20 protein-coding genes and 2 tRNA genes are annotated in these 16923 nt (G+C 66.6%); 9 read left to right on the top strand and 13 right to left on the bottom strand.

The window, feature by feature from the left end; genetic code table 11:
- Positions 1–7: 7 nt before the first annotated feature.
- The 3 genes from KIK09_RS42635 to KIK09_RS42625 form a co-directional block, all read right to left on the bottom strand.
- Positions 8–577, bottom strand: coding sequence for a TMEM165/GDT1 family protein (locus KIK09_RS42635; protein ID WP_214325214.1), 570 nt, complete (start codon positions 575–577; stop codon positions 8–10).
- A gap of 208 nt (positions 578–785) precedes the next feature.
- The gene (locus KIK09_RS42630; RefSeq protein ID WP_372455759.1) at positions 786–1820 is read right to left on the bottom strand and encodes a UDP-N-acetylmuramate dehydrogenase; all 1035 of its coding nucleotides are present in this window, start codon (positions 1818–1820) and stop codon (positions 786–788) included.
- A gap of 462 nt (positions 1821–2282) precedes the next feature.
- Complete coding sequence (locus KIK09_RS42625; RefSeq protein WP_214325213.1) at positions 2283–2897, bottom strand: SIMPL domain-containing protein; 615 nt, start codon at positions 2895–2897, stop codon at positions 2283–2285.
- A 442-nt stretch (positions 2898–3339) separates the two neighbouring features.
- Between KIK09_RS42625 and KIK09_RS42620 the strand changes: the two genes are divergently transcribed.
- The 3 genes from KIK09_RS42620 to KIK09_RS42610 all read left to right on the top strand — a co-directional run bounded on the left by KIK09_RS42620 (position 3340) and on the right by KIK09_RS42610 (position 4758).
- Complete coding sequence (locus KIK09_RS42620; RefSeq protein ID WP_214325212.1) at positions 3340–3618, top strand: hypothetical protein; 279 nt, start codon at positions 3340–3342, stop codon at positions 3616–3618.
- A 131-nt stretch (positions 3619–3749) separates the two neighbouring features.
- The gene (locus tag KIK09_RS42615) at positions 3750–4316 is read left to right on the top strand and encodes a hypothetical protein (protein ID WP_214325211.1); all 567 of its coding nucleotides are present in this window, start codon (positions 3750–3752) and stop codon (positions 4314–4316) included.
- A gap of 130 nt (positions 4317–4446) precedes the next feature.
- On the top strand, positions 4447–4758 hold the full coding sequence (locus tag KIK09_RS42610; RefSeq protein WP_214325210.1) for a hypothetical protein: 312 nt from the start codon (positions 4447–4449) through the stop codon (positions 4756–4758).
- 255 nt (positions 4759–5013) lie between these two features.
- Here the strand turns inward: KIK09_RS42610 and KIK09_RS42605 are convergent, their stop codons facing one another.
- The 5 genes from KIK09_RS42605 to KIK09_RS42585 form a co-directional block, all read right to left on the bottom strand.
- Positions 5014–5280 (bottom strand): DUF6191 domain-containing protein, encoded by a 267-nt coding sequence (locus KIK09_RS42605; RefSeq protein WP_214325209.1) that lies wholly within the window; start codon positions 5278–5280, stop codon positions 5014–5016.
- Between the two features lie 756 nt (positions 5281–6036).
- A complete protein-coding gene (locus KIK09_RS42600) occupies positions 6037–7053 on the bottom strand; it encodes a hypothetical protein (protein ID WP_214325208.1) in 1017 nt (338 codons plus the stop codon).
- Positions 7050–7571, bottom strand: a complete 522-nt coding sequence (locus tag KIK09_RS42595; RefSeq protein WP_214325207.1) for an RNA polymerase sigma factor — start codon at positions 7569–7571, stop codon at positions 7050–7052. The genes KIK09_RS42600 and KIK09_RS42595 overlap by 4 nt, the downstream gene beginning before the upstream one ends.
- Before the next feature lie 755 nt (positions 7572–8326).
- Entirely contained in the window at positions 8327–8635 is a 309-nt protein-coding gene (locus tag KIK09_RS42590; RefSeq protein ID WP_214325206.1) for a hypothetical protein, read from the bottom strand.
- A gap of 84 nt (positions 8636–8719) precedes the next feature.
- Complete coding sequence (locus KIK09_RS42585; protein WP_250574681.1) at positions 8720–9070, bottom strand: hypothetical protein; 351 nt, start codon at positions 9068–9070, stop codon at positions 8720–8722.
- 392 nt (positions 9071–9462) lie between these two features.
- Between KIK09_RS42585 and KIK09_RS42580 the strand changes: the two genes are divergently transcribed.
- Both KIK09_RS42580 and KIK09_RS59645 read left to right on the top strand, forming a co-directional pair.
- Complete coding sequence (locus KIK09_RS42580; RefSeq protein ID WP_214325204.1) at positions 9463–10017, top strand: SMI1/KNR4 family protein; 555 nt, start codon at positions 9463–9465, stop codon at positions 10015–10017.
- Between the two features lie 766 nt (positions 10018–10783).
- Entirely contained in the window at positions 10784–11233 is a 450-nt protein-coding gene (locus KIK09_RS59645; RefSeq protein ID WP_275956477.1) for a site-specific integrase, read from the top strand.
- 198 nt (positions 11234–11431) lie between these two features.
- Here KIK09_RS59645 and KIK09_RS42570 read toward each other — a convergent pair.
- From KIK09_RS42570 to KIK09_RS42560, 3 genes are all read right to left on the bottom strand, one after another.
- Positions 11432–11514 (bottom strand) — tRNA-Tyr (locus KIK09_RS42570).
- 519 nt (positions 11515–12033) lie between these two features.
- Positions 12034–12115 (bottom strand) — tRNA-Tyr (locus tag KIK09_RS42565).
- Positions 12116–12219: 104 nt separating this feature from the next.
- A complete protein-coding gene (locus tag KIK09_RS42560) occupies positions 12220–12900 on the bottom strand; it encodes a sulfotransferase family protein (RefSeq protein WP_214325203.1) in 681 nt (226 codons plus the stop codon).
- An 84-nt stretch (positions 12901–12984) separates the two neighbouring features.
- Between KIK09_RS42560 and KIK09_RS42555 the strand changes: the two genes are divergently transcribed.
- Both KIK09_RS42555 and htpX read left to right on the top strand, forming a co-directional pair.
- The gene (locus tag KIK09_RS42555) at positions 12985–13530 is read left to right on the top strand and encodes a YajQ family cyclic di-GMP-binding protein (RefSeq protein ID WP_214325202.1); all 546 of its coding nucleotides are present in this window, start codon (positions 12985–12987) and stop codon (positions 13528–13530) included.
- Positions 13531–13615: 85 nt separating this feature from the next.
- A complete protein-coding gene (gene htpX / locus KIK09_RS42550) occupies positions 13616–14467 on the top strand; it encodes a zinc metalloprotease HtpX (RefSeq protein ID WP_214325201.1) in 852 nt (283 codons plus the stop codon).
- On the opposite strand, the gene KIK09_RS42545 is transcribed toward htpX, so the two are convergent.
- The gene (locus KIK09_RS42545) at positions 14464–14922 is read right to left on the bottom strand and encodes an NUDIX hydrolase (protein ID WP_214325200.1); all 459 of its coding nucleotides are present in this window, start codon (positions 14920–14922) and stop codon (positions 14464–14466) included. The two genes, htpX and KIK09_RS42545, sit on opposite strands and share 4 nt — an antisense overlap.
- A 19-nt stretch (positions 14923–14941) precedes the next feature.
- Here KIK09_RS42545 and KIK09_RS42540 point away from each other — a divergent pair, with 19 nt between their 5' ends.
- Positions 14942–15280 carry a hypothetical protein gene (locus KIK09_RS42540; protein ID WP_214325199.1) on the top strand — a complete coding sequence of 113 codons (339 nt, stop codon included), beginning with the start codon at positions 14942–14944 and terminating at the stop codon, positions 15278–15280.
- Here KIK09_RS42540 and KIK09_RS42535 read toward each other — a convergent pair.
- On the bottom strand, positions 15277–15792 hold the full coding sequence (locus tag KIK09_RS42535; RefSeq protein WP_214325198.1) for an NUDIX hydrolase: 516 nt from the start codon (positions 15790–15792) through the stop codon (positions 15277–15279). The genes KIK09_RS42540 and KIK09_RS42535 overlap by 4 nt on opposite strands.
- A gap of 27 nt (positions 15793–15819) precedes the next feature.
- Here KIK09_RS42535 and KIK09_RS42530 point away from each other — a divergent pair, with 27 nt between their 5' ends.
- On the top strand, positions 15820–16884 hold the full coding sequence (locus tag KIK09_RS42530) for a calcium:cation antiporter (protein ID WP_214325197.1): 1065 nt from the start codon (positions 15820–15822) through the stop codon (positions 16882–16884).
- The last annotated feature ends 39 nt before the right edge of the window (positions 16885–16923 follow it).

Genomic DNA, 16923 nt, shown 5'->3' with positions numbered 1-16923 from the left:
CTCAGGCTCAGGCGAACAGGGGCTGGACGAGCAGGATCACGCCGAAGAGGGCGAACGCCGCGGCCGCGCCGTACTTGATGACCTTCTCCGGCAGGTGCTTGCCGAGCATGCGCCCGACCACGATCGCCAGGGCGTCGGCGGCGACCATGCCGACGGTCGAACCGAGCCAGGTGCCGAGCCAGCCGTGCTGCGTGGCCAGCGTGATCGTGGCCAGCATGGTCTTGTCCCCCAGCTCGCTGAGGAAGAACGCCACGGTCACCGCGACCAGGGCGTTGCGGGTGGTACGGCGGGCCTTGTCCGCCTCCTCCTCGGTGAGCTCGTCGCCGCGCAAAGTCCACAGGGCGAAGGCGAGGAAGGCGATCCCGGCCGCGATGGAGATCGCCGTGGTGGGCAGCGCGTCACCGATCAGCCCGCCCACGGCCACGCTGACCAGATGGACGGCGGTGGTCGCGATGGTGATGCCGGCCAGCACAGGCCACGGCTTGAATCGGGTGGCGAAGGTCATCGCCATGAGCTGGCTCTTGTCGCCGAGCTCGGCCACGAAGATGACGGCGAGGCTTATCCAGAACGCTTCCAACGGTGCCCTTCCCTACGGCCGGGTCCGTCTCGCCTCTCGCCGGGGAGCAGCGCTTCGGCCCGGCAGCGACGTGTGTCCATGACTGCCAGGCCGAAGGTCTCGTCCGCCTCGTCAGAGGCCCGCGTGACCGGGCGCACGAGGCGCCAGTGTGTCGACCACGCGATTGGGACTACTCCCCTTCGGTGTTTCCAGCCAACTCTAACAGCGGTTACGGAAGGTCTATTCCGACCAGAACCGGCTCGTTGACCAGGGTGACGCCGAACTTCTCGCGCACCCCGTCGCGTACTTCCCTGGCCAGAGCCAGCAGGTCGGCGGTGGTGCCCGCGCCGTCGGGGTTGGTCAGGGCGAGCGTGTGCTTGGAGGAGATGCGCACGGGGCCGCGCTGGTAGCCCTTGGGGAATCCGGCCTGCTCGATGAGCCACGCGGCGGGCACCTTGATCGCGCCGCCGGGCATCTCCCAGCGCGGGTGGCCGGGGGCGCGGGCCTCCAGCTCGGCCGCCGCCTCGGGCTGCAGGACCGGGTTGGTGAAGAACGAGCCCGCGCTGCGGGTGTCGGGGTCGCTCGGGTCGAGCACCATGCCCTTGCCCCTGCGCAGCTCCAGCACGGCCTCACGGGCCCGCTGGGCCGGGACGCTCTCGCCGAGCTCGACGCCGAGCCTGCCTGCGAGCTCCTTGTAAGCAACCGTTCCCGACATTTCGGATAGGTCCAGCGCGTAGGTGACGGCGAGGACCACGTGCCTGGACAGGTCGCGCTTGAACGCACTGTCGCGGTAGGAGAAGCCGCACTGGCGGGCCTCCAGGTCGACGACCTGCCGGGTCCTGCGGTCGTAGGCCCGCACGCACCGGATCGTCTCGGAGACGTCCTGACCGTACGCGCCGACGTTCTGGATCGGGGTGGAACCCACCAGGCCGGGAATGCCCGACAGGCACTCGATGCCCGACCAGCCCTCCTCGACCGCCCTGGCCACCAGTGGATCCCAGTCCTCGCCCGCCTGGACGGTCACCAGCGCCTGCGCGCCGTCGCGCTTGATCATCACACCGCGCGTGGCGACCCGGATCACCAGCCCGTCGAAGCCCTCATCGGCCACGACCAGGTTGCTGCCACCGCCCAGGATCAACGTCGGGATGGCCTTCCTGTCGGCATCGGCCACCAGCGAGACCAGCTGCTCGGCCGTCCGCGCCTCCACGAACTCCCGTGCGGGCCCGCCCAACCCCAGCGTCGTATACGCCCCGAGCATCTCCATGGGCCCCAAGCTTATGTCCCCCACGTCCCTTTCTACGCGGCCCCATCTCCGCCCCGCGCACGCCAGCCCTCTTAGCTCTCGCACAACAAGCCACCTGCTCACGAACGGCAAAGCTCCAAGCCCTCGCCCGTGAAGGCTTCAAGCCCTCGCACGACGGCCCCCTTGCCCATGCACGACAAGCCTCCTGCCCTTGCACGACAAGCCTCCTGCTCTTGCACGGCAAGCCACCGCCTCCGGCCGCCAGCCGTACTCCGGCCAAGGACCCGCGCCCGGCGCTCCCGGCGAGTCGACCCCCCTCACCCGCCGCCACGCCCCCAGGAACCCACGTCCCCCGGCCCCAACTCCCCCACCGCCCAGACCCCAGCCACCGCCCAGAGCCCCGGCTTGGCCGCCGCAACTTCACCGCGCCAGATCCCACCGACCCGGCGCCCACCCATGGCGCGCGTCCGGATCAGGGAAACCTCACTGAGCGGCGAGCGCGAACCCGAGCACCACAGCGGCAGAGACGACCACGTGACCAGGAGCGAGATCTTCTTCAGCGGTGGCGCCACCTGTCCCGTGGCCCCGGTAGCGCTCGTTACCCAGCGATTCCGGATCGACATCCTGGATATGCAGCACCGCCCCCAGCTGGACACCGGCTGCCTCGGCGTACAGGAGCGCCTTGGCCCGAGCAGCCTGCACAGCCGCCCGCCGAGCCTGCGCCCGCAGCTCACCCTTGGCGCGAACATCGAAGTCGACTTCATCGACGCGGTTGACCCCAGCATCCACCACATCGATCAGCAACTGCTGAAAACCATCAAGGTTCCCGGACTCGATGGTGAACGAAGCCTCACACTTGTAGCCGAGGAATTCCCGCTCCTTGCCGTAACCCTCCCACGCGCTGCTCAACCGCAACCGCGAGGCCGAGACAGCAGCGTCCGCGATGTCGTGACGACGCAACACGCTCCGCAGCCCGGCCACATTAGCCTGACCGGCTTCGAAGGCCTCCTTAGGAGAGGGCTCGATCCGCTCCACAACCAGCCGAACGCGCACAAGATCGGGCGCCGCCTTCACACTGGCAGCGCCGTAGGCACTCACGCCCCAAGGGGTTTGGATATGGGTGTCTCGTACCATCGAGGCCTCCGATAGGGGGAGATATCGCCGTCATCATGCCGCACAAGCCCCCTCGAGATGATCAAGAACCGCAATCTCAACATCTCCAACGCCCCAAGCCGACGAACCGGACTGTCACCCTGGGAAGCCCATCAAGATCTTGGCCACCGAACCGGCGAAGCGCCGGCTTGCAAGGAAGCGAGCCGAGCGACTGCGACTCCCTGCGATCACCCTTCCAACGGGCACGCGACAGCGGCCGCACCTCGGAACACTCAGCCAGCCAGGAGAACGAACCTCCGGATCAAAAGCGCATCGCCCGTCACCACCACGATCAACGGCGCCGACCTTGTCGTGATCACTAGCCCATGCTTACGTATTCCGGGTGAGCCCCGATTCGGATATGGCCGGGCGTCCCGAACCTGTCCTGATGCAGACGAACCCGGCGGGCAGCAAGGCGCCGTACATCACGCCGATCCTTGTCCTCGGCGCGATCCCCCTTCTGCTCGCCAACTGGTTCACCGTCGTCGCGATCCTAGGACGCGACTGCGTCGTACTACATGGCGGCGGCAACATAACGCAATGCGGCGGCGGCCTCTCAGAGGAAGAAATGTCCGCGGTATCAGGACTGATCGCCCTGGCGGTGCTCATCATCCAAATAGCACTGATCGTCCTGATCAGCCGACGCCTCCGCTCTACCCCACAGTGAGCTTGCATGACCGACAACAGCACCCCTTGAGGCGACAGGTGCCGCCCGCACGAGCCCTCGGCCCCTCCGCGTTATCCTCGTGCGGCCTTCGCCGAGGTTTCATCCACAATGGACCAGTGCGAGGACCCTGGGTGCATGCTGGCCGACTCTGGACGAACGGCGATCCGTTTCTAGCTGTCGACGCTTCACTGCGCGGCGCGTGGCATGGGTTCAGCGACAACCAATACGACGACATTGTGGATCTTGGCCCGGAGGACACCAGCATCCCGGTCGGAGCCGGCCGGGCAGCCCTCGTCGGCGCGGACGGAGTCGTCCGCGATGACAGCTGGATGGAGGTCTTCCAAGCAGAAGACGGCGGCATCGCCGTCGTGCAGGCATCCGGTCCCGACTACCCGCGTGTGCTGACTGAGGCCCTCCGTTACCCGGACACCGATGATGAAGACGGCGCCCCGCTCATCGTGCACAGCGGCGAGATCGCCTTGTTCAGCGCCGCCTGCGACGGCACCGGACCACACTCGCAACCCCTGGTGCCTGCCCGACCAGGACCGGTGCCGCCGGTGCACGGACGACCATCGCATGAGAACGATCCAGGCCTTCTGATATCGACGACGTACACAGCGTTCGCGTTCAAGGTGCGCTGGTACACCCAGCTAGACGAAGAGGGCTGTTTCGCCCGGTGGCTGCTGACCCCTGCATGAGCCTTGTGATCAGTAGGTACCCAAGTGATCGCCACCATCGCCACCGAGACAGCGCCGTCGACCACAGAAGGGACAACAACTGATCACTTTCGACGGGACCTTCTATCGCATCACGGATCCGGAGTTCGAGATGACGATCCCGGCATGGGAGGGATACGAGCCGAACACTGCCTACGAGGCAGACGCGACGATCACTTTCCGCGATGGCTCACGCCGATATGCGACCTTCATGACCCTGGACGCGGTCCAGCGCAACATGGACAAGGATGCACGCACCGGCGAGTGCCTCGGCGGCAAGTACTTCTGGTGGTCGGACTTGATCATCGTTCGAGACGCCGGGTTCGAGGGTATGGCGGCCGCGATTCGTGATCTGATCTCGTCTGGAGACATCGAGGAAGCATGCGGCCCGCTCGACCCTATTGACGATGGCGAGGAGAAATGAACGCTTCGGGCCTCCGAGGGTGAGGGAATCCAACCCACTGGAAGAACGACCTTCACCAGCCCGTGACTACGTGGCGCCTGTCCCGATCATCTCGGAGCCTGAGGCCCCCGCCGGAGGCGCGATCGCACAGCGCCTGCCGGCCGGCTTGACCACGGTCACCCACCCCGGCCCCAACCGCTACGCGGTCCTACGGATGCATCGCATTGGTGCCGGCCGTTCCACTCACGCAGGCGCTCCCCAGCACCGTGAAGCCAGCTACTTCCTCTTCACCTGGATAACAGCCCTTCCGCTGGTGAGGTCGATCCGGGTGGTCGGAGGTGCGCCGTCGGTTTCATCGTCGCGCAGCATCAACTCAGTCTCGCGCTGCTCCAGCTCGATCCGTTTCGAGCCCTGGAAAGCGGCTGCCAACTCCTCGACCCCGGGCGCCGTCACCGCGCGGCCGGATCGCTTCACCCCAGCCGCCCACTTCCACAGGCGCTCAAGGAGCACAACGAAGATCAGCAGGCACGCCACCAGTTCCATTCGCCAACCCCGAGTTCAGCCACCACACGCGAGAATACTGACGAAACCCATCCTGCCCTCCGCTGCGCAGGTACGTACGCCCTCATGATCCCGGACACCTCGCTCGCACGCTCACACGCAAGCCTTATCCCAGCCACAGGAGGCATGCCTATCCAGGTGAGGCTCACCGCCATATGCGGTTCGCGTCAGACACGCCCTCGGACTCCATGGCGACCGGCGGGGGCCTCAGGCTCCGAGATGATCGCGACAAGCGTCAGCTGGTCACGGTCTCAGGCAACGAAGTAGCGCGCGTTCACGCGGCCCCAAGAGCTTGATCGCGTGCCAGATGCCGCCGGAGATTGAAGGAACCGCGGGGTTTCACGGTGGTCGCACGAGAGAGGCCCCTGACCGCGTTCACGCTGGTCAGGGGCCTCAATCCGCTGGTGTGGCAGGTGCAAGGCTCGAACTTGCGTAGGCTGAGCCGACGGTTTTACAGGGGATCACGGATTCTCGGAAACTCTGCCCTTGACCGGGCCATACTCCTGTGGCACTGCGTCTCGGCCGTAGATCATCCCACGCATATCCCGGATCTTGCGGCGTCGTCACCGTTCTTGACGGCCCGTGATCAACGAGGAACCAAGCGGTTCCAGCGTTCGGTTTCCTCGGGTCGGCCAGTTTCCCTCCCATCGTGCTCGATCACCTACGAGGGCGGCCTCCCAGAAGTACGGCCCGGACGCGCTTTCCATGCTTGCCGGGCCGCAATCCAGTGCGCGTGTTCTAGAGCCGGGCCGTACAGCGGACACATTTGGCAGGCGGCACCGGCCGCACATCGCTCCAGCCCACCTTCCTGACGATCTCGGCGCTCCAGGCAACGCCGTTGGGAGTCAGCCATTGCCTCCCGAGGAATTGGCCAGTCCTGCGGTCGATCACGATCTGCCCTACGATCTGCCCCGCCTTGTATTGGAGGGCCAGCCCGTCGAGCCCGAACGTCCCGGGAATGTCGTCGACCACCTTGGTGCCCGGCGCATTCGCCAGGAGAAGGTAGGCGGCAGCCCTGGTGCCAGGCGTCGCTGGTGAGTTGATGAGCTGCGAGGCGGCCTCCGCGAGCCAGGGCTCGCGCTCGGCGGCCACTTGAGGGTTGTAACTTTCCAGCAGCCGTGCCCTGAGCGCCGCTGGCTCCTTAGGGAGGCTCCGCAGCTCCGTCAGCGTCGGCTTCAGCCCATCGGCGAGTTCCAGCCCCACATCCAGATCCGCGGAGGAGTGTGCGGGCATGTTCTTGTCGCACCCCCGCGCGGGGCACAGCTTGGGGGAGCCGTCCCGTCGCCACGCTTTCAGGCCCTCGGCTGTGTACGGCTTCGACGATATCGGCTCCTGCCAGCCGTAGACCTCGCGGTTGGGCCCGAAGGCGAGGACCTCCATGGCCCGTTCCTCGACCTTGTAGCTATAGCCGTTCTTTGTCCGCATGACGTGCTCGGTGTCTCGTCGCCAGAAGCGGCCCTTCGCCTCCGGTGTCGCTGCCAGGTTGGCGGCCGCAGCTTCCAGTTTCTGCATGGGCGTGACCGCGACCGGCTCCACCGCAGGTCGAGGTACGAGGGCCACCACCACGCCGACGATGAGCACGACGGCTGCCGCGACGAGCGCCATCCCCGTCCACGACCTTCTGCCCGCCCGCACCATGGACACAGGGAATACCTGTCTAGCTGCGAATACCCGCTCCCGCGCCGTCGCCAGTTGGTCGGCCGACGAGGGCGGCACATCGGGCATCACCGAGTCGATGACCTGGAACTCGTTCATCCCAACACCTCACGCAGCTTGGTCCTGGCCCTGCTCAACCGGGACGCGACCGTCCCCGAGGCGATCCTGAGCGCCGCCGCCACCTCGTCGTAGCCCAGCCCGCCGTACGCGATGAGGAGCACCACGTCGCGCTCTCCCTTTGACAGCCGCGCCAGCGCCCCGGCCAGCCGGTCGACCGTCACGCTCGCGCTGAGCCTGTCCACGATCCGCTGGTCGTGTCCTTCGTCGTCAGGTGGCGGCCCCGTCCTGGCCATGGCGCGGTACTTGCGCACCTCGGCGCGCCGGTGGCGGCCGATGAGGTTGGTCGCGATGCCGTACAGCCATGGCCTGACCCCGCCCACGGCCGAGTCGAAGCGTTCACGTTGCCTGAAGGCGATGAGGAACGTCTCCGCGGCGAGATCCTCGGCCACGTCGGGGTCGAGCCTGCGTCCGATGTAGCGCCGGATCTCCTCGTAATGGGCTTCGAAGACGACCTCGAAGACGTCAGGAGCAGTGATCACACCCTTGTTTGCCCGCAAACATGCGATTCTTCCAAGAAATCTTGACTAGTTGTCGCAGAGAGATCGTGTCCGGACACATGCCCAAGAACGTCCTGGTCGCGCCGCCCCTCCCGCGCTGCGCGTGCAGCCTCGGGGCCGTTCTCGCGCGTGGGAGCGCCCCCCCGCCGACCAAGCACCGCGCCGCCACCTATCCAGGCCAGTCTCTATGCACCAAGCCGCTCCACCTCCTCGCCCTTCCTTGCCTATGAGGCTTGCCCTTCAAGCGAGCCTCCGGCGGAGGCCTCGCTTCGGGATGATCGCGGCCGACACCGGGATAGTCAGTGGCGGGGAGCGTGGTGCCAGTGGTGATTGTGGTCAGATGATGAAGATCCTCAGGCTGTCGTCGACCGATCCATGAGCATGGCTGGACACGCGCAGATGAGCCCGGGCTCACCAACGAGTGGGAGCTTGATCGGCGGGCGGCTCGGAGCCGCGGAGAGACACCGAAGCCGTCGCGCGGTTGCTCGACCGAAGCCCCTGTGGTTCGCCTGCGCCCGCGGATACTCCAACGGCGGTGTGAGGTAGTGGGCCAGGCCTGCCGGAAGGCCAGTATGGACGGGGCATGGGATCGCAAACTACCGCCACAGTGATGGTTTTACGGGGCATCGCCGATTGAGCGGCGATGACGCGGCTGACCTGCCCTGACGACGCTGCCCTCAAAGCATTCCACCAAGATCATTGCGCGTATATTGCACGATCTTGTTTTGGCCGCCCGGCTCACATCGCCCGCCGTGTTACTCGTACATGCTGCCAGCGCGGATCTGGAGCGCAAGGCCCTGCCACGTCAACGGCTCAACATCGCCCCTGAACGGAGCTCCGTCACGGATGCATCCGTCTCGCAGCCATGCTGCCCATGCCTCCAGGAAGTCACCGATATATGTGGAGCTCCATCGGCCCTCGTAGTACTTGTTCCCTGCATCCCGTTCGCGCTCGCATTCGGCCTGATCTTCGGCAAAGTCACGGGCCATGAACTCAAGGAACGCTGCGAAGCCTGTAATGTCCTGGACTCGCGCTATCTCAGGGGGCAGATCAGGAAGATTCATACTCGAAAGCGTAGGCCCAGCGCCTTACCTGATCATCCTGGAGCCCGAGCCCTCCGCCGGAGGCTTGGGTTTGCTGGTCGACGCTTAGAGGTCTGGCCAGATGTAGGTGGGGAGATACGGGGAGCGGCCGGTGACGAACCAGTTCTGAAGGTCGTGGAGCCGTTCGAGAGCGGCCCCGTAGTAGTCGGCTGGCTCCGGGCGAGGGAAGTTTGGATGGCTGGTATGGCTTGGGACGAAGTCGGCTAGATACCAGTAGCCTTCGACCAGCCAGCGATCGAGCTGTTCCGTGGTTTCATGGGCAGCGCAGATCCGGCGCATGGCCTGTTCCAGACGACTGAACCCGTCCCGGTCCCAGTGGAAATCGCAGCGCAGTTGGATGAGGAAAGATCCGTCCTCTGCATCAAACTCCCTGCGGAGCAATTCGAGGTCATCCATGGCGGTCAGCATGTCACGGCTCGGTGGCGTGGCGCAGAGGCCGACGGGTTCGCTGGGTACGGCGGCTAGGGCGATCGGCGGTGCGGCCCAAGCTGCCGCCGCCCGGGACCGGTCCCCAGGCCGCACGCCCAGGCGGCGGGCCGAGTACGGCGCGCGCCGCGCGCGCGAACGGTAGCGCACACGGCCGCAGGAGGCGGACGGCGGTGGACTGCAACCTGAGCGGGCGCATGACCTGTATGGACGCGCACGCAGTACCGGCCAGGGGCCGATCTTCGCCTGATACCGTGCGGCGAGGCGTCGCGAGGAGACCTTGAGCTATGCGAGACGATCGGCAGTCAGTCCGGCAGAGCCGTTGGCCCGACGGTTGGTCATCGCTCTCGTCAGCAGACCGAGTGCATGCGGTTGTCGCAGCTCTTACAGAGGGAACTACGGCTGCGGCTGATCAGGTTCGAGGCCTGACAACTGAGCAGGTCTACGAGATAGAACGAGACCAGTCGGCGCCGTTGCCTGAAGCATATCGGTGTTTTCTTCTATTGCTCGGCGGCGGTGCCGGCCGCTTCATGCGGGGAACCGATGTCTACTATCCGCGCATCCTTGGCCTGCGGTCCGCGGCGCAGGAGCTCCTGGAGGAGAATGCGTCACCGTTTCGTCTTCGGGAGACTGATCGGGTGATCTCCATGCACCAGGGGTACCAGTTTGATTTTCTGCGTGGCCTGGGAGACGATCCCGAAGTTTGGTCGTTTTGCGAGGGCGTTAGTGCAGGGAATGTTCCCAGCACGAACCATGAGCACTTCACTGACTGGTTGCGACGCACCGCGGTAACCGAGATTCCGGTATGGCGGCGTCTGACCTCCTCCTACCTCGAGGAACAAGCCAAGCACTCCGATGAACGCCGTCTCCACTACTACCGAATCAACCCAGATGGCACCCGCACCGAAGAGTTCTAGGACTCAGCCGCGATGCGGCAACACCGGCGCAACGCGTAATTGTGCGGCCTGATCCCTGCCGTTAGACCTACAGACTCGGTGAATCGACGCATGCCAGAGCGGGCGGCGAAGTGATCAGCCACGTTTCCCAGTGAGCCAGGGTGAGGAACGAACCCTGGATCTTCGATCGCCCCCGACCACGGACAAACATCGACCACCCGTGGCGATCGTCGTGCTGCATGGGAGCGGCGGCGCGACCAGAGGTCAGCGGATGGCGTAGGTACGGCGTGGCGCGCGTGCGGCGACGGCCCGGAGTCCTGCGCGCGTGCCGGGACCGGCCTCCAGGCCGCACCCCCGGCGCGCGCAGGGCCGGGCGACGGCGCGCAGCGCCGCCGCCTCTTGATGCACTGTCGCTCTGCCCCAACGGCAAGGCGGCGGCACCCAACACAATCGCTCGAAAGCGGGCCGTCTTTCACGCTCTACTGGAGTACGCGGTCGAGCTAGAGGAGCTTCCGGCAAATCCGCTGCACAAGGTCAAGTGGAAGCCGCCGAAGGTCACAGAGACCGTAGACCTGCGTGTGGCCGTGAATCCTCGGCAGGCTCGGGACCTGCTCACAGCGGTCACCTACGTAGGCCGGCGGGGCCGTGGACGGCGACTCATGGCGCTGTTCGCCTGCATGCACTACGCGGCGCTGCGCCCGGCCGAAGCTGTCGGCCTCCGCATCGATGACTGCGTCCCCCCAAGCAGGGCTGGGGGCGCCTGACCATCGACGTATCCAGACCAGAGGTGAACGCACACTGGACGGACTCCGGCGAGACCCACGAGGCCCGAGGGCTCAAGCACAGAGGCCGCGACGACGTCAGGCCCGTGCCCGTCCCTCCCGAACTGGTCAAGATCCTTCGGCAACACATCCAGGAGGACGGCACCGCCAAGGACGGCCGCCTCTTCCGCAGCGAACGGGACGGCATCGTGCAATCGACGGTGTACACGGAGGTCTGGCAAGCCGCCCGGCTCCTCGCCTTCACGCCCGCCCAGGTCGCCTCACCGCTGGCGAAGAGACCCTACGACCTCCGGCACGCGGCTGTGTCTCTCTGGCTCAACGCCGGTGTCTCGGCCCCCGACGTAGCGGAACGAGCGGGGCACAGCGTTGACGTCCTGCTCCGCGTCTACGCCAAGTGCTTGGACGGACAGGAAGAGATCGCCAACCGCAGGATCGGCGATGCCCTCGCCGCGTGATCCAACCAACCCACGGCCCTGGACGCTCTCCGGGGCCTTTCTACGTTCAGAACGGCTAGCCCACCTGCGGAAACGCGGCCAAGATCATTGCACATATATTGGTGGACCACCGACAAACGGCCGCTCAGGGTGGCAAACGGCTGCATACCCCGGAAATGCAAAGAGGCCCCCGAAAGGGCCTCTGAGCTGCATCTCTGCTGGGTGGCAGGTGCAAGGTTCGAACTTGCGTAGGCTGAGCCGACGGTTTTACAGACCCGTCGCAATCTCGCGCTGACCTGCAGAAGCTTCGATCGCGTCCCATATTTGGCCGCGTATTGGCCGTGGAGACTGCTGGACGACTGCTTTTCCCGTCGGCGCGAACCTGCCGCACCATCTCCGCAGATGTAGTGAGCAGCGCGCTCGTGTTCATGGTCCTGCTGGCCTTGGGATCATCCCCGCGTGCGCGGGGAGCACGACCGAGGTCGCGGTACGGCTGGGCGCGATGTTGGACCATCCCCGCGCGGGGATGGTCCCCGGGAGGCACAGGAAGCGGATGCTCCCGTCCAGTGCTCCCCGCGCACGCGGGGATGGTCCTACGTCCGGACCACCCGCACCGCGTTGCAGACGTGCTCCCCGCGCACGCGGGGATGGTTCGCGCTGTGACACACCCCAAGGTGTGGGACGCTGCAGCATCCTCAAAACTTGGCCGCGTATTAGCCGCGGATGGCCGTAGCCCGCCGTCGATGACCATGAACAGCCGGACACAACGAGAGAGGCCCCTCACCGCGTTTCCGCTGGTGAAGGGCCTCTTTCTGCTGGTGTGGCAGGTGCAAGGTTCGAACTTGCGTAGGCTGAGCCGACGGTTTTACAGACCGCTCCCTTTGGCCACTCGGGCAACCTGCCGTGTCATCCGCTCTCGCGGCGACAGACAGAAGAATAGCGGACTTCCGGCGTGCACGTGACACCGGTTTGTCCCGGCTGGATCAACGCCTGGAGCTCCGGCGGGATCACGTCGGGAGGGTGCGCCGGAAGGCCAGGGGCATGACGCGTGAGCGGGCAAACCGGGTGAAGTGGTCGGAGTCGTTGACCCGGGGAAACGGCTCGGAAGGCACCGGTACTCCGAGGAACGAGCACAGCGGCTCCCACCCCTGGCTGACCTCGAAGACGAGCAGCCGTGAGGCCGGGATCGTCGCCTTGACCTCCTCGACGTGCCGGGTGAACGCCTTCAGTAGGTGTTCCCGGTCCGAGAGGCGGCCGTCGAAGACCCGTGACGACACCGTGAGCGTGTTCATCTTGGCGAAGGCCGCGAGGTCCGTGTCCAGGAGGGACGACAGCCCGCCGACCACCTTCGCGACCAGGGACGAGCGCTGCTTGAGGATCGTGGACTCCATGCTGGCCAGCCACCGTGACGGGTCGCGGACCGTGAGCACGACGGGAGCCGAGGGGAAGTGCTCGGCGAGTTCCCGCCAGTAGGCCGCGGCCGGCCAGTCGACGCAGGATTCGTACCCGCCGAGCAGCTTGGACCAGTCCGCGGGGCCGCCCTCGGCGAGGGAGAGCCAGCGGCGGATCTGGCCGGGCTGTTCGACGACCTCCATCATGTGGTGGCACGGCCCGAACCCGAGCTGCTCGAGCGCGACCTTCATCGACAGCGTGCCGGTACGACCGAAGCCTGCGCCGATTACTCGCATAATCCCTACTTATCCCATCGACAACTGCGAATAGCGCCATGGTCTGTCGGGGTCCGCTAGATGGCAACACTGCAATGCCGGACGATGCTGGATAGGCTCGTGGGCTGGGGTAAGTGCAGTTGCGAGAGGGAGTGCGTTTTGGCCGATTCATCGTTCGACATCGTGAGCAAGATCGACCGCCAGGAGGTCGACAACGCGCTGAACCAGACGGTGAAGGAGATCGGGCACCGCTTCGATTTCAAGGGCACCGGAGCCGCCATCAGCTGGTCAGGGCAGGACAACATCGAGATCAAGGCGAACAGCGAGGAGCGTGCCGGGGCCGCGCTTGACGTGTTCAAGGAGAAGGTGGTCAAGCGCGGTCTCTCACTGAAGATCCTGGACGCCGGCGAGCCCAAGCTGTCCGGCAAGGAGTACCGGATGGTCGTCAGCCTCAAGGAGGGGATCGACCAGGAGAACGCCAAGAAGATCTCCAAGTTGATCCGCGACGAGGGCCCGAAGGGTGTGAAGGCCCAGATCCAGGGTGAGGAACTGAGGGTCAGCTCGAAGAAGAAGGACGACCTCCAGGACGTCATCACCCTGCTGAAGGGCAAGGATCTCGACATCGCTCTGCAGTTCGTCAATTACCGGTAGGTGTACGGCTACCGCCGCCCGAAGGGAACGCTGAGGCGGGGCGTGGACGTTGGACCAGGTGAACCCAAGCACGAAGGGGGGAACCTTGCACCACAACGGTCTGCGGACCGCCATCCTGCTCGGGAGCCTGTCTGCGGCGATCCTCGTGGTGGGCGCGTGGTTGGGCGGCGGCACCGGCCTGCAGATCGCGTTCGTGCTCGCCCTGGTGACCAACGCTGTCGCGTACTTCTTCTCCGACCGGATCGCGCTGTCGGCGATGCGCGCCCGGCCGGTCAGCGAGGTCGAGCAGCCCGCGCTCTACCGGATCGTCCGTGAGCTGTCGACACAGGCGCGCCAGCCGATGCCGCGCCTGTACCTGTCGCCCACGGTCCAGCCGAACGCCTTCGCCACGGGCCGCAGCCCGCGCCAGGCCGCGGTCTGCGTGACGTACGGCCTGACCAAGCTCCTGGACGAGCGGGAGCTCCGCGGCGTGATCGGGCACGAGCTGTCACACGTCTACAACCGCGACATCCTCGTCTCGTCGGTGGCCGGCGCGCTGGCCACGATGATCACCTGGCTCAGCTACGTCGCGGTGTTCTTCGGCGGGTCCGACGACGACGAGGGCCCGGGGTTCCTCGGCGCGCTGCTCATGATGGTGCTCGGCCCGGTGGCGGCCGGCATGGTGCAGATGGCGATCTCCCGCACCAGGGAGTTCCAGGCGGACGAGTCGGGCGCCCGGCTCACCGGTGACCCGCTGGCGCTGGCCTCCGCGCTCCGCAAGATCGAGATGGGAGCCAGACGGCTTCCGCTGCCGGAGAACAGCCGCCTGACGTCCGCCTCGCACATGATGATCGCGAACCCGTTCGCCGGGTCCGGGTTCGGCCGACTCTTCTCCACGCATCCGCCCACCTCGGAGCGCGTCGCGCGGCTCGAGCGCATGGCCGGCTACCGCCGCTAGCCCGCGGTTATCTTGCGCACGATGTCGGCCAGGTCCTCCGGGAAGACAGCTTCCTCGGTGTCGTCGAGTTCCTCCGCGCTCCACCATCGGTATTCGGTCGTGGTGGCCTTCTCGATCTCGTCCATGTGGTCGAAGGAGACATCTGCGTCCCCCACCTGGATCGCGAAGAACGTCTGATCCTGCGTGATCGCGTATTCGGCGAACGTGAACTCGATCGTCCCGGTGCCGTACGGGCCGGTGAAGTCGTCGGCGGAGGCCGCGATCCCCACCTCCTCATACAGCTCGCGCGCGGCCGCCTGCTGCAGCGTCTCGCCGTCCTCGGCGGCGCCGCCGACGGTGAACCAGTACGACCTGTCGGGGCGCGCCGGATCGAACCCGTGGAGCAGCAGCACCCTCCCGTGATCGTCAATGGGCAGCGCGCGAGCCGTGAACCGGCGCAGGGGGATCATCGTCATGCCCTCCATCATGGAGGGCATGGGCGTATGGGTTTACATCCGCGGATGGCTGGAATTTCAGGACAGCCAGCGAGCCGAGGTGACGGAGCTCGCCGACGCGCCGGGCTGGACCTTCCCCGAGGGCGGCTGGCTGACGGCGGCCTGCTACGCCCGCGCGGTCAGGGAGTCCGAGCTGGACGAGATCCGGCACACGATCGGCAGGATCGCCGCCCTCCCGCCTCCGGACGAGGACGGCGACCACGTCACGGGCCTGTTCCTCGCCTTCCACGAGATCGACGGCCAGCAGGAGTGGCAGGTCAGGGACGGCCGCCTGCACATCGCCCGGGCCGACCCCCGCCACGACTACCTCAACTACTAGGCGACCAACGCCTGGTAGAGGGGGAGCCAGGTGCGGTGCGCGCAGCGGGATTCGATCTCGGCACGGGTCAGCCACTCCGCATGGGTGCTCTCCGTGCCCGCGGGCGGGGCGGTGGGCGGGCCGGGGATCGCCAGGCGGGCCGTAAAGCTGAGCATGTAGGTCAGCAGGGCGTACGGGTAGTTCGAGGGCACCGGCCCGGTGATCTCGATGCGGTGCCAGCCGAAGAGCTCGAGCGAGGACGGGTCCAGGGCGAAGCCCGTTTCCTCCGCCAATTCGCGGGCCGCCGCCTGTGTGGGGGACTCGCCGGGTTCGAGGTGGCCGCCCGGGATGTCCCAGCCTCTGCCGGGGCGGTCCACGCACGTCAGCAGCATCCGGTCCGACGCGTCGAGGACGAAGGCGAACGCCGACGTGACCTGCCCGGACGAGGGGGCCTGCCGGGTGAGCGCCAGCTCCAGCGTGTGCGCCGCGGGGATCCACGGCACGGTCGTGGTCGCGATGAGAGAAATGGACACCAGGCCATCATCGGGCATAACCGAGACATGAGATCGTGGACTTTCGCGCTTCCCCTGCTCGCGCTGGTGGCCCTGGTGCTGTCCTGGGGACGGGAACTGCCCACGGTGGTCGTGTTCCTGGTGGCCCTGCTGCTGGCGGGAGCCGTACTCGCCGCCGTGCATCACGCTGAGGTGATCGCGCATCGCGTCGGCGAGCCGTTCGGGTCGCTGGTGCTGGCCGTGGCGGTGACGGTCATCGAGGTGGCGCTGATCGTCAGCCTGATGATCAGCGGCGGGGAGAAGACCGCGTCGCTGGCACGTGACACGGTGTTCGCGGCCGTGATGATCACGTGCAACGGGATCGTCGGGTTGTCGCTGCTCAGCAGCACGTTGCGCAGGCGCGTGGCGGTGTTCAACGCCGAGGGCACCGGCGGCGCGCTGGCGACGGTGGCCACGCTCTCGACGCTCAGCCTGGTGCTGCCGACGTTCACCACGAGCCAGGAGGGCGCGGCGTTCACGCCCGCCCAGCTGGGGTTCGCGGCCGTCGCGTCGATCGCGCTCTACGGGCTGTTCGTCCTGACGCAGACGGTCCGGCACCGCGACTACTTCCTGCCCGTCGAACGTGTGGGCCAGGAGGAGCACGCGCCGCGCCCCTCGAGCAGGGCCACGCTGCTCAGCCTGGTGCTGCTGCTGGTGGCCCTGGTGGCGGTGGTCGGGCTGGCCAAGGTCGAGTCGCCGGTCATCGAGGCCGCCGTGGCCCTCGCCGGGCTGCCGCAGGCCGTGGTGGGCGTGGTCATCGCGCTGCTCGTCCTGCTGCCCGAGACGATCGCCGCGGTCCGCGCGGCCAGGCGGGGCCAGTTCCAGATCAGCCTCAACCTGGCGCTCGGGTCGGCGATGGCCAGCATCGGCCTGACGATCCCGGTGATCGCGGTCGCGTCGATCTGGTTCACCGGCCCGCTCCTGCTCGGGCTGGGCCCCACGCATCTGGTCCTGCTCGGCCTGACCTTCGTCGTCTCGACGCTCACCGTGGTCCCCGGCCGCGCCACGCTGCTGCAGAGCGGCGTGCACCTGGTGATCTTCGCCGGCTTCCTGTTCCTGGCCATCAGCCCGTGACCCCTTGACCCTCGGGTAACCGAAGACTCGACGATGGTC

This window comes from Nonomuraea sediminis, from assembly GCF_018531495.1.
Taxonomy (GTDB): Bacteria; Actinomycetota; Actinomycetes; order Streptosporangiales; family Streptosporangiaceae; genus Nonomuraea; species Nonomuraea sediminis.
Note: the sequence above shows the minus strand (reverse complement) of the source record. Positions and strands in the feature narration are given on the sequence as shown.